Here is a 12,103-nt window from a genome sequence, read left to right on the forward strand (position 1 = left end):
ACGGTGGGGAGTGAAGAATGTACAACGTCAAGAGAGTGGTGGCCCTGGTTCTGGCCATCGTTGCGCTCGGGACAAGCGCACGGGATACGCAGGCCGGCATGATCGGCTTTCCGTTGCCGCTGCGCGGCGTGATCGAGAAGATCCGCTTCAGCGAGCCGACGCTGGCGCCGATGGCCTACACGATGTTCTGCATGCGCTATTCCGACGAATGCAAGCAGAAGCCGCGCGCCCGCATGGTGTTCCGCGGTGGTGCGATGCGCTTGACCAAGCAGCGCATTGCCGACCTGATCGAGGTCAATGCTTCGGTCAATCGCCAGATCACTCCGCAGCGCAATGAACGCGGCCTTGCCGGCGAGGAATGGCTGATCAATCCGGCGCGCGGCGATTGCAACGACTACGCCGTCAGCAAGCGCCATGAGCTCTTGGCGCGCGGCTGGCCGATGCGCAATCTGCTGCTGAGCGAGGTGGTGACGTCCTGGGGCGAGCATCATCTGGTGCTGGTGGTCCGCGCCAAGGGCGGCGACATCGTGCTCGACAATTTGAACGCGCAGATCCGCAACTGGTCGCAGGCGCATTATCGCTGGGTCAGGATGCAGACCCCGGCGAACCCCGATCACTGGGCCGCCGTCGCGCAGCTCGGCGCCTGAGTTTTTCAGTTAGCTCCATCGATCGAAAGTGGCGCGGCGAGACATTTCGCCGCGCCACTTTTCATATGAGGGACCCGCGATTGCTGGACGGCTGCCACCACTTGCCGGAACGATTGGCGGCGTGACCGGTTGATGTCGGTCCAACCCATCGAGGCATCGACATGAAGCTGGCCTGTCTTGTCACAACTGCGGCGCTGGTCGCAGCCTCCGGCGCTCCGGTGCTTGCGCAGGGCACCGGGCAGACCACGCAAGGCGCGGCAACCCCCCGCTATTCGATCGATGGACCGGGCGGCGGCGTTCCGACATCGCGGCCGCAGGCGACCCAGCCGGTGCCGCCGGCAACGCCGGTTTACCCTTATGGGAGGCCGTCGCGACACGCGCCGCCGGCCGGGCAACGGACCAACGTCCCGCTCGGGTCGCGTTAACCGTCACGTCAGCGGCAAATCCGTTCGGTCTTAACGCTAATCCCATCGTCGTTTTGCCGCGTCAGACAGAATGTCGTACCCATTCAGTCGCTGCGTCTGTTGAGATGCAGGATTGGTCCGCGCAGGGACGACATTTTCAATGGCAAGCAGGGGTTCGATACTCATCACGGGCGGCGCGGGATACATTGGGTCCCACTGCGCCAAGGCTATTGCCGAGGCGGGATTTGTCCCCGTGGTTTACGACAATTTGTCCACCGGCCACCGCAATTTCGTGCAATGGGGATCGCTGGTGATCGGCGATGTCGCCGATCACGGCAGGATCGCCGCCACCATCCGCGAGCACGATGCGCTCGCCGTGATGCATTTCGCCGCGTTCAGCGCCGTCGGCGAGTCCGTCGCGGATCCGCAGAAGTACTTCACCAACAATGTGACCGGCACGCTCGGCCTGCTGCGCGGCATGCGGGAGGCGGGCTGCGACCGCCTGGTGTTCTCCAGCACCGGTGCCGTCTACGGCAACGCCGGACGCGATCCGATTCCCGAGAGCGCCGCAGGTCCGACCGTCAATCCCTATGGCCGGTCCAAATTCATGATCGAGCAGATGCTGACTGACTATCGCGCGGCCTATCAGTTCAAATCGGTCTGCCTGCGCTATTTCAACGCCTGCGGCGCCGATGCCTCCGCCACCATCGGCGAGCTCCGCGATCCCGAGACGCACTTGATTCCGCGCGCGCTGATGGCGTTGCTCGGGCATGTGCCTGATTTCGCGATCTTCGGCGAGGATTATGAGACGCCTGACGGCACCGCGGTGCGCGACTACATCCATGTCGACGACCTCGCTGCCGCCCATATCGCGGCGCTCGAGCTGCTGTTGAACGGCGGCGCCGGCGGTGTGTTCAATCTCGGCACCGGCACCGGCTATTCGGTGCGCGAGGTGCTCGACGCGATCCGCGCCGAGACCGGTGAAGCCGTTCCGAGCGTGGTGCGCGAGCGTCGGGCCGGCGATCCGCCGATCCTGGTGGCGGATCCCTCCAAGTCGGAGAGCGGCCTCGGCTTCAAGGCGAAGCGATCCGATCTCGGCTACATCATTCGCTCGGCCTGGGCGTGGCACCAGAAGGCGCATCCGCGCCGGCGATAAACCCGCGGCCGCGAGACTTCAATCCAGGGTGATGTAGTGCTGCTCCGCTAGCCGGGCGAGGAACGGCATATCGACGAAGCTTGCCACCAGGAAGACGGCGACCAGCGCCAGCACGATCAGCATCAGGCCGCGCTCGCCATAGAGCTTCTCGGGCTTCTGCGCCGATGATCCCGGCGATGTCGACATCGAAAAATAGGTGGTGAACAGCATCACCACCAGCGGCATCGCGAGAATGTATTCGATGCGGTACTTCACCAGGAACACCGAGAGGAAGAACACCGAGAACAGCGAGTAGCTGAGGCAGGAGGCGGTCAGCGACACCTCGCTATAGTCTGAAAAGCTCGCGCGGTAACGCGCCAATAGCTCCCTGCCGTGAGACGCGGCGATCTCGCGATATTCGGACAGCCGCTTGGCGGCCATCAGGAATGCGCCTCCGAACCAGTAGCACAGGATCACCGAGCCCGGCGGCAGCGACGTCGGGTCGATCATCGCCCAGCCGATCAACAGCCGCAGCGGATTGTTGACGGACTCCGAGATGACGTCGAAATAGGCCTTGTCCTTGCTGCGGAGCGGCGGGACATTGTAGACAATGCCCTGCAGGGCAAAGATGCTGGTTGCGAACAGCATGAGCCGGCTGCTCGCAGATGCGCAGACCAGGCCAAGCGCGACCAGCAGCAGCCATTCGATGCCGATGATCTTGCCGTCCATCGCGCTCTGCACCGCGGAGCGCTGCGACTTGGTCGGGTGATGCCGGTCGAAGTCGCGGTCGAACCATTCGTTGATGACGTAGTTGGCCGACGCGATGCAGACCGCGGCCACAAGGCCAAGGACGATCGAGGCGGCAACATGATCGCCTCGTACGCCGCGCAGCAGGCAGGCGAGGATGATCCCGGGAACGATGAAGATGTGCTTGGTGCTGTGATCGAGCCGCAGGATGGTGAGGTACTGCCGGATGCCCGCGGCAGGCGGCTTGCCGGCTTCGAGCTTGCTGTCCATCAGCGCCATCGCGCGATCCTTTCCAGTTATCCTCGATCTCGGCGATCGCCTAGTTGAGGAGGTAGACATCGAAGCTTTCGTCGGTCCTGGCGGGGCCGAAGCGGCGGATCATCGTGGCCGCTTCGCGGAAATCGCGGATCTGCGCGGCCGAGGCGCGGAATGTCCGCCAGTCCTTGCCCTCGTCGTAGGTCCGGTCTGGCGTGATCTCGTCGAGCCGATACGCCAGCAGGATGATGACGGGCGCGCCGGTTGTGTCGCGGAGCTCGCGCGCCAGGCGGAGGGTCTCGCCGAGATCGCTGTCCATCCTGCCCTTGCGCGAAAAGATCACGACGCTGCCGAACTTGCGGTCGCGTGCGAGATAGACCCGGTTCTTGACGTAATAAGGCAGCGCCTCGACCAGGTATTCCGGCTCGCTGAGGATAACCGCGTTGGCGAGATCGGCGCGTGAGGCGATCAGGCGGCCGAGATCGGCGCTGCGGCTCGCGACGACACCGGCCGCCGCATTGCGCAGGTCGTTGATGCCTGCGGCGGTCTGGATCGCGAGCACCAGCAGGAGTGAGACGCGTCCGATCGCCGGCAGGAGCCGGCCGTGCCAAGTTCGAGAGGTCGATGCCGCGGCGACTTGGCGCCAACTGATCCAGTAGAGCGCGATCAGGAAGCACAGCCAGACCGCGGCGTGGCGGTAGGCGCCGTTGGCAGCGACGGCGAAGAACAGCGACGTCAGCAGAAGCGAGCTGATAGCAGCAAGAAAAGCCGGCCGCCGCGGCAGCAGCCCGACCGTCGCGGCAAACAGCAGGACCGATCCCACGATCCCCGGCAGCAGATTGGCAAACAGCGCTCCCAGTGACGTCGCGCCCGGGTTCACCAGGGACAGCATTGCAGCCGTCAGCGGTGACGAGTGCGACCAGTCGCGGGCCGCCGCGTCATTATAGGTCGGCAGCATCGTCACCGCGCAGATCACGACGCCGATCGTCGCGATGATGGCATTGATCATGAAATTGGTCAGTTGCGGCGACCAGCGCCAGCCATGAGCCTCAAGCAGGTCGAGCAGCCAGAACAGCAGGAACGCGCCGGCCATGATCGCGCCGACGACGTTGGTGTTGGCGAGCAGGAACAAGAGTGCGCCGAGCAGGACGCCGCGGTCGCGGTGGGCCGGATAGCAGGCCGCGATCGCAAACAGGAACAGGGCCGAGATGCCGTAATTCCTCGCCATCACGACATATTCGAACAGCAGCGCATGGCCGGTGATCAGGAGCAGGACCAGCGGCCGCGGGAACGGCGACCGGAAGATCAGCAGCGCGACCGTGACGAGCCCGGCCACGAAGGCGACGCCTGACAGCACCTCGACGCGGCCGAACACGGCATGCGCACCGCGCAGCAGCAGGTACCAAAGGGCAGGGTGGCCTTCGCCGTGCAGCCCTCTCAGCATGGCGATCAGATCGTCGCCGTTCAGCGCAATGGTGAGCGCCCGGACTTCGTCGCGCCACATCACGTGACGGGCGATCTGGAAGCCCACCAGCGCCATCCATCCCGCAAGCAGCAGGACGTCGCGCCAGGATCGGCGGTCCCGCTTCGGCGCGAACAACCAGTCGTCCAGGATCTGCCAGGGACGGATCAATGAACCACGCTGCGGTTCGGTACGATAGGGTTGGAGCACGGCGTCATCCGCGAGCTGCGTCATTTGTGTTAACGATAAAAGCCACCTAGAATACATTAACGTTATGATCAAACCAGACTAACATTTATGACGTCGACGCCGGCCCAGAGGACGGTCAGGGACATCAGCCCTGCGCACCCCGAGGTGGAGTTCGCGCTGGTGCTGGCGCGAACCATCGACTCCGTGAGTTCAGATCCGCAGCAGTTGCGCAGCGCGGTCTACGAGCTCGCGCGGCAGAAGCTGCAGCAGCTCGCCCATGAGGATCCGAACGAAAAGCAGCGGCTGCTGCAGGCGCTGGAAGCGGCGATCGAAGGCGTTGAAGCGCACACCAGGAACCATCCGGTCGAGAAATTCTCGGTGCCGCCGGCGCGGGCGCTGCCGGCATTTCTGGAGGCGGCGGGCGCTGCGCGGAGGATCGAGGGGCCGCCCCGGATCGATGCCGAGGACGCATTTGTCACGACGGTCGATCGCGCCGAGCCGGTCGAGCTGTTGCGCCGTCCGAAATGGTCGTCGTCGGCGCCGCTGCGTTATGTTGCCATGCTGGGCTTCTTTGGACTGATCGCGGCCGTTGTCCTGCTGCAGCAACGCGGTGTGTCCTTGGGAGCTGCGCGCGCGATGATTGCGGGCGCGCCCACGCCGGCGCCGGTTGAAACCCAAAAGCCGGCCGCCGTCGCGGCCGTGCCTGCACCGGTCGTTGCCGCCGCGCCGCCGGCGCCGAAACGGCCGTTGCCGACCGCCTACGGCGTCTACGCCGAGAGCGGCGGCAGGCTGTACGAACTGCAGATGATCCAGGGGCGGGCGCCGGATCCGCGGATAGCGATATCGGCTGCGATCACGAGGCCAAGTGAGACCGCATTGCCTGACGGCCATCTCCGCTTCATCGTGTTCCGGCGCGAAGGCAGTAGCGGCGCCTCCGACCCGATCGATGTGCGCCTGATCGCGCGCGTGACCCAGCAGACCACGTTCGATGCGACCGGCAAGCCGGTGGTCTCGCCGGGTGACGACACCTGGGTGATCCGCAACATCTCGATCCCGTTCCGCGCCGCGCCGCTGAGCGAGGATCCGCAGATGTTCGAGGTCCAGCCGCGCGACGACGCGCCGCTGTCGCCGGGACGCTACGCGCTGATCCTGAAGGCGCAGGCCTACGATTTCACCGTCGAGGGCGGGGTGACCGACAAGCGGCATTGCCTGCAGCGGCTGGCGGCCGCAAACGGCGTGTTCTATTCGGAATGTGAGAAACCGTGAGCGGCGCTTGGCTCCGGTTCAGTGCCGTGCTGGCGCTGTTGGTGGCGTCGAACGCCGCCGTCGCAGCACCCGATGCCGAGACGGCGAAACGGTGCTTGCGCGCAGCCTATATGGTCTACCCGTACAAGCGACCGGGGGCCGCGCCGATGAACGGCGACCGGCTGCACTTCTTCCAGCAATGCATGGCGCAGGGCGGCAGCACGTCCGCGGAAGTCCCCAAAACCGATTGAGCCGGAATGATGCCCTGCGCAGCCGCAAGCGTGGCGAAGGGCGCAGCGCACCGGCGGCTCAGCTCGCGGGATGTTCCGCGCGCGATCTCAACCTGCCGAACTGGCTGCGCAGCACAAGCAGCACCAGACGACCGGCGCCGATGCCGGCGAGACCTCCCGCCACCTTGACGACCGCATCAAGCAGCCGGCCGTGCCGGTCCGGCGTCAGCAATTGCATCGCCTCGAGCGTGAAGGCGCTGAAGACGACAAAGAGCACGATCAGCGCGGTGCGCCGCGGATAACCCAGCACGAAGGCCAGTGCCATCACCGCATACGCCGCGAAACGCTCGGCCTGCGGATGGGCAAACGAGGGCCGGTCCTGGATTGAGGACAGTGTGACGAATGCGATGAAGGCCAGCGCGAGCCAGCCGACAACCACTGCGAACGTCCTGATCTTTGAAACAAGCAATGATCTTTTCCGATCCCTGTGCCCCCGCCGCACCGTCGCTGGATTAGCCCATCGCTCGGGTCGGCGACATGGAAATGGCCGCCGAAGGTTAACTGCCCGCTGTCTGTGCAAATGGTCACAGCGTTGACGGCAGTGGTTCGGCGACGAAGGGACGGCCGGCCACACGTTCAAGTCATAGGTATTATAATACACACAATTGAAACCCGAACGCGCTCCGTCCGCATCTGATTGATGGAACCCGCGAGGCTTGCGCGCGTCTTGGGGATGGTGCACCTGACGAAATATTTAGGTTCGGCTGGCTGTTCCATTCATAGGCCGTTCACGGCGGGAAGCCTCATTTGATGCCGGATATCGCAATGCTCACTCTCGGAGGCCAATGTGCGTCTGCTCGTCGTTGAGGATGACCCGGATCTGAACCGCCAGCTCACCACCGCGCTGACGGATGCCGGCTATGTGGTCGATCGCGCTTTCGACGGCGAGGAGGGGCATTTCCTCGGCGACAGCGAGCCCTACGACGCGGTCGTGCTGGATATCGGCCTGCCGAAGATGGACGGTATCTCGGTGCTTGAGGCTTGGCGGCGGAACAAGCGGGTGATGCCGGTGCTGATTCTGACCGCACGCGACCGCTGGAGCGACAAGGTTCAGGGCTTCGATGCCGGCGCCGACGATTACGTCGCCAAGCCTTTCCATCTCGAGGAGGTGCTGGCGCGGATTCGCGCCCTGCTGCGCCGGGCGACCGGGCATGCCCAGGTCGAGCTGGTCTGCGGGCCGGTGGCGCTCAATACCCGCACCAAGCGGGTCACCGTCAACGGCAACCCGATCAAGCTGACCTCGCACGAGTACAATCTGCTCGACTATTTGATGCACCACACCGGGCGGGTGGTCTCGCGCACCGAGCTGGTCGAGCATCTCTACGACCAGGACTTCGACCGCGACTCCAACACCATCGAGGTGTTCGTCGGCCGCATCCGCAAGAAGCTGGAAGTCGATATCATCCAGACCGTGCGCGGCCTCGGCTACATGCTGTCGCCGCCGATCTAAGGCATGATCCGGAAAAGTGTGAAGCGGTTTATCATGCTTAAACAAGAAGCTAAGGCGCGATCACGATCTGATCTGATCGCGCTCTAGCGCGTTTTCGAGCGAAGCCTGTCCCGCACTTGATGCGGGATGGATACCGGTTCGCTCGCGTGAAGAAAACGCGACCAACCAAAGGGATAAGAGCATATCCTGTTCAATCGGATCATGCTCTTAAGGCGCTTGATCGCCATGCGGGCATCGGCATGATCCGATTCGGGAGGACTGGATTCGCCAATGTCTTTTGCCGCTGAATCTGTTGCCGCTGACACGATGTTCGGGCCCGTGCCCTGATGGGCGGCAGCTCGCTTGCCACCCGCCTGTTCGTCTCGGCGACTGCCTGGGTGGTGGTGATCCTGGCGATCACCGGCGTCATCCTGTCGTCGGTCTATCGCGACGCGACCGAGCGCGCCTTCGACCGGCGGCTCAATCTCTATCTGCGTACCCTGATCGCCGAGGTGGCGACGCCGGACGAGCCGGCGGACCGCCAGTTTCAGTCGCTCGGCGAGCCGCTGTTCGACCTGCCGCTGTCGGGTTGGTACTGGCAGATCACCCGCACCGATACCGAAAAGGGCGAGACCCGCGCCTCGCGCTCGCTGTGGGACAAGAAGCTGCCGAAGCTCGAGGAGCACGGCGCCGAGCTGACCGCAGCGGGCGTCCGCCTCGGCTATGTCGACGGACCCGAAGGCCAGAGCCTGCGCGTGGTGGAGCGTCCGGTCGATCTCGGCGCCGACGGCAAGTTCCTGGTCAGCGTCGCCGGCGACGCCACCGAGATCTTCGATGAGACGCGCAGCTTCGACTATTATCTGTTCGGCACCTTTGCCGCCCTCGGCATCGTGCTGCTGCTGACCACGATCTTTCAGGTGCGCTACGGCCTCGCACCGCTCAAGCGCATTTCGGACGCGATTGCCGATATCCGCTCCGGCCGCGCCGAGCGACTGGAAGGCCGGTTTCCGGTCGAGATCGCGCCGCTGGCGCGCGAGACCAATGCGCTGATCGATGCCAACCGGGAAATCGTCGAGCGGTCTCGGACCCATGTCGGCAACCTCGCCCATGCGATCAAGACGCCGTTGTCGGTGATCGTGAACGAGGCGGCCGCGCATGCCGCCGATCCCTTCGCCAGCAAGGTGCTGGAGCAGGCCGACGTGATGCGGGACCAGGTCGCGCACCACCTTGAGCGTGCGCGGATCGCCGCCCGGGCCACCATCGTCAGCACCGTCACCGACGTCGCACCCGCGATCGAGGCGCTGCGCCGGACTATGGAGAAGATCCATCGCGACCGCGACCTCGCCATCGAGGCGCAGGCCGATCCGGCGGCACGGTTTCGCGGCGAGCGGCAGGACCTCGAGGAGATGGTCGGCAATCTCGTCGACAACGCCTGCAAATGGGCGGCCTCGCAGGTGTTCATCGAGGTCACACTCGTGCCGCCGGAGGCGCAGGGTGCCGGGCCGAAGCTCCGCATCGTGGTCGATGACGACGGACGCGGCCTGTCCGAGGACGAGCGCGCCCAGGTGGCGCGGCGCGGCCAGCGGCTCGATGAATCAAAGCCCGGCTCGGGGCTTGGCCTGTCGATCGTCACCGATCTGGCCGGCCTCTATGGCGGCAATCTCACCCTGAATAACGCGCCGATCGGCGGTTTGCGGGCCGAGCTCGTGCTGCCGGCGGTCTAAGCCGTGGTGGGATTGGGTTGAGCTGGAGAGGCAGCGAAGTCTCACCTCTCCCTTGGGAGAGGTCGGCGCGTAGCGCCGGGTGAGGGATTACGGTCTCTCGTTAGATCCGCGGCCCCTCACCCGATTTGCTGCGCAAATCGACCTCTCCCCGTCGGGGAGAGGTGAGCAGAGTCCGTGATCAACCCGGCCGAGCCCCCCGGCACGGAACCGTCATTATTCCTAAACGGCTTCTTAACGCGCCCACCTCTATCATCGCGGGCGGACGGGCTGCGGCGGTTGCGCCGGGCACCAAGCTTTCACGACCGGGCGCATGAGCCAGAAATCGACCGAGCGGCTGAGGGATTATCTCGCACAGCTTCCGCCGCAATCGCAGGCACTGCTGATGCGCGAGCTGGAGCGCGCCGTCGAACGCGGTGACGACGTCACTGTTGCCAATCTGGTCCTGGAGCAGCTGCGCAAGATCGTGCGCGGAGCCGAGGAGGACGAGCAGATCGAGCCGCGCAGCGACGATCCGGCGCGGCTGCTGTTCCGGCCGCTCGAACCGTTCCTTGCCGAGACCAATTTCCCGACGCGAGCGGGCCAGCTGCGGCGCGCCTCACTGCTGCCGATCTGGCAGTGGCTGGCCCGTGAGGGCGCGCCGGAGGCGGCCCGCGAATTCGAAGCGGCGCTCGCCGCGGCCACGGAGAGCGGTCCGATGGAGATCGCCGCGCGCAGGTTCCAGCTGGCTGCCGCGGAAGCCATTCTCAAGATTGCGGCGCCGGCTCAGGGCGACGATCGCCAGCGTGCGTTGTTGCGCGTCGGTCCGACCAGCGTGGTCGAGGATTTGCTGCCGATCGGCCTGGTCCTGCAGGCCCGCGAAGCGCTGGAGACCCTGGGAAGCCGGCTGCCGAGCCAGATCCGGGTGTTCGCCGATTCCCAGATCGCCTCCGCCACCGAGGCGCTCAAGCTGCCGTCGCTGCAGACGCCGCAGCTGTTGCCCTTCGCGTTGTCATTGATTGCGCAGCGGCTCGCTGCGCCATGGCAGATCATCCGCCTCGCCATCAAGATGGCGGGCTCCGACGACGAATTGCGGGTTGCGGCAACGCCCTACGGCGTCGCCGTCACCATCGCGCTGCACGACCTGTCATTTGTCGCGGCCTGTCTGCGCACCGACATCAGGCGCGGGCATTTCGACTATGTCGGCGAGCAGCTCAAGACCCTGCATGACGGTGTCCGCGGCCTGCGCACCGAGCTTGATTTGCGCAACGATTCCACTTGGGGCCGCCAGCTCACGTCGGTTCGTGCCGATACTTCCAACGCGCTGCAATCGGAGATCGACAGCGTGCCGGGCCGGGTCCGCCGCATCCTGCGCCAGCGCGCCGACAAGGATATTGCCGCCGGCGCCAAGATCGACATGTCCGAGGTCGAGGACGCCGCCGCCCTGATCGATTTCGTCGCGGTGTGCCGCACCTATGCCAGCGAACTCGCCATCAACGAGGTGACGCTGCGGACTTTCTCCGACCTGCAGCACTATGTCGAGCAATCGACCGAAGGGCTGGTGCAGTCACTGCGCGGCGGCGATGCCCGGGTCCGGGCCTTTCGGCAGCAGCAGGTCAAGGCCGCGATCCGCTTCTGCGAGGTGCTGTTCGGCCACGACTACGCCTCCCTGATGAACCGGGCGGCCGAAAACGCCGTCACCGGCGAGCGGAAGTCGTCCCGCGCGGGGTAGCGATACCGCGGACAGTAACAGGCGAGAAAGAGCTCGGGATTGCGGTTATCGCCTGTCACCGTAATTCCCGATTATCGTCCTGTGCAGAATCCGGGATCGGTTCAGAGTTCAAGTCTCTCTATATCGCCCGCAGGAACGTACCTAGCATTTCATTAAAGTCTTTCGACCCGTACATATCCCGTACGATATCCGACTCGTGCTCCGCCAGCTTCTCTCTGATAGAGCGCTCATCGCACGACAAATACTTGGCGAGTGCAACAATTTCTGCAACGCGCAACACTGAGTAGCTAACGGCCCATTCGAACTTCTTTTCTCCCTTTAGGAGTAAAGCTTTGATTCCGGATGGGGTTTCGATAGACCAGAATGTCGGCTTAAGAAGCTCCTCCGCTGTTTCGTTCAGACGGGTCGACCAATTGTCCGGAGCCTGAGGGTCTGGCACACACATTCTCTCCCAGCCAAGTTGGCGTGCCGCGTCAAAAAGGGTCCAGCACGGCCGCCGACTTAAGGGCCAAATATCATTTCTAAATGCAGGGTGCAGATACGGAAAAATCGACGGCAATGCAGCTATGACTTTCGTCCGCGAAGCAGCGTTGAACACCCCGAACTGGGGAGCATAAGCACGCAGTGCAGGCTTGTAGACCAAGTACGCGACATGGGTAACCGCCGGCGTGCTTCCGTCAAAAATGTACCAAAGATCGCCTTTGCCAAAGACCTCGTACTCAAGCGTCCTCCGATATCCAAGGGCCTCGAACGCGGTCCGAAATTCAACGACTCTCGATTTCATCGGCTACGTCTTCAGTTATTGTCGTCTACCATTAGAACTGCACGCTTTTCTCCCGGGCCTTGCTGGCCAAGCTGACCCGACCGA

General features: G+C 64.3%; 12 protein-coding genes. 8 read left to right on the forward strand and 4 right to left on the reverse strand.

The window, feature by feature from the left end; translation table 11 throughout:
* Window positions 1-17: 17 nt before the first annotated feature.
* The 3 genes from V5279_RS15395 (at window position 18) to galE (ending at window position 2,207) form a co-directional block, all read left to right on the forward strand.
* The gene (locus V5279_RS15395) at window positions 18-647 is read left to right on the forward strand and encodes a transglutaminase-like cysteine peptidase (RefSeq protein ID WP_338698693.1); all 630 of its coding nucleotides are present in this window, start codon (window positions 18-20) and stop codon (window positions 645-647) included.
* Window positions 648-808: 161 nt separating this feature from the next.
* Window positions 809-1,072, forward strand: a complete 264-nt coding sequence (locus V5279_RS15400; RefSeq protein WP_338698694.1) for a hypothetical protein — start codon at window positions 809-811, stop codon at window positions 1,070-1,072.
* A gap of 139 nt (window positions 1,073-1,211) precedes the next feature.
* The gene (gene galE, locus V5279_RS15405; protein ID WP_338698696.1) at window positions 1,212-2,207 is read left to right on the forward strand and encodes a UDP-glucose 4-epimerase GalE; all 996 of its coding nucleotides are present in this window, start codon (window positions 1,212-1,214) and stop codon (window positions 2,205-2,207) included.
* An 18-nt stretch (window positions 2,208-2,225) separates the two neighbouring features.
* On the opposite strand, the gene V5279_RS15410 is transcribed toward galE, so the two are convergent.
* Both V5279_RS15410 and V5279_RS15415 read right to left on the reverse strand, forming a co-directional pair.
* Window positions 2,226-3,212: a UbiA family prenyltransferase gene (locus V5279_RS15410; protein ID WP_338698698.1), complete on the reverse strand. Its 987-nt coding sequence runs from the start codon at window positions 3,210-3,212 to the stop codon at window positions 2,226-2,228.
* 40 nt (window positions 3,213-3,252) lie between these two features.
* Window positions 3,253-4,860: a hypothetical protein gene (locus tag V5279_RS15415; protein ID WP_338698700.1), complete on the reverse strand. Its 1,608-nt coding sequence runs from the start codon at window positions 4,858-4,860 to the stop codon at window positions 3,253-3,255.
* A gap of 87 nt (window positions 4,861-4,947) precedes the next feature.
* On the opposite strand from V5279_RS15415, the gene V5279_RS15420 reads away from it, so the two are divergent.
* Together V5279_RS15420 and V5279_RS15425 are read left to right on the forward strand one after the other, a co-directional pair.
* Window positions 4,948-6,105 carry a hypothetical protein gene (locus tag V5279_RS15420; RefSeq protein WP_338698702.1) on the forward strand — a complete coding sequence of 386 codons (1,158 nt, stop codon included), beginning with the start codon at window positions 4,948-4,950 and terminating at the stop codon, window positions 6,103-6,105.
* The gene (locus tag V5279_RS15425; RefSeq protein WP_338698704.1) at window positions 6,102-6,335 is read left to right on the forward strand and encodes a hypothetical protein; all 234 of its coding nucleotides are present in this window, start codon (window positions 6,102-6,104) and stop codon (window positions 6,333-6,335) included. The genes V5279_RS15420 and V5279_RS15425 overlap by 4 nt, the downstream gene beginning before the upstream one ends.
* A gap of 58 nt (window positions 6,336-6,393) precedes the next feature.
* Here the strand turns inward: V5279_RS15425 and V5279_RS15430 are convergent, their stop codons facing one another.
* Complete coding sequence (locus V5279_RS15430) at window positions 6,394-6,783, reverse strand: hypothetical protein (protein WP_063618959.1); 390 nt, start codon at window positions 6,781-6,783, stop codon at window positions 6,394-6,396.
* Window positions 6,784-7,161: 378 nt separating this feature from the next.
* Between V5279_RS15430 and V5279_RS15435 the strand changes: the two genes are divergently transcribed.
* The 3 genes from V5279_RS15435 to V5279_RS15445 all read left to right on the forward strand — a co-directional run bounded on the left by V5279_RS15435 (window position 7,162) and on the right by V5279_RS15445 (window position 11,235).
* A complete protein-coding gene (locus tag V5279_RS15435) occupies window positions 7,162-7,824 on the forward strand; it encodes a response regulator transcription factor (protein ID WP_029082355.1) in 663 nt (220 codons plus the stop codon).
* Window positions 7,825-8,150: 326 nt separating this feature from the next.
* Complete coding sequence (locus V5279_RS15440; RefSeq protein WP_338698708.1) at window positions 8,151-9,527, forward strand: sensor histidine kinase; 1,377 nt, start codon at window positions 8,151-8,153, stop codon at window positions 9,525-9,527.
* Between the two features lie 310 nt (window positions 9,528-9,837).
* The gene (locus V5279_RS15445; protein WP_338698710.1) at window positions 9,838-11,235 is read left to right on the forward strand and encodes a hypothetical protein; all 1,398 of its coding nucleotides are present in this window, start codon (window positions 9,838-9,840) and stop codon (window positions 11,233-11,235) included.
* Between the two features lie 118 nt (window positions 11,236-11,353).
* On the opposite strand, the gene V5279_RS15450 is transcribed toward V5279_RS15445, so the two are convergent.
* Entirely contained in the window at window positions 11,354-12,019 is a 666-nt protein-coding gene (locus tag V5279_RS15450; RefSeq protein ID WP_338698712.1) for a hypothetical protein, read from the reverse strand.
* Between the last annotated feature and the right edge of the window lie 84 nt (window positions 12,020-12,103).

The sequence above is a fragment of the Bradyrhizobium sp. 26S5 genome (genome assembly GCF_036923295.1).
Lineage (GTDB): Bacteria > Pseudomonadota > Alphaproteobacteria > Rhizobiales > Xanthobacteraceae > Bradyrhizobium > Bradyrhizobium septentrionale.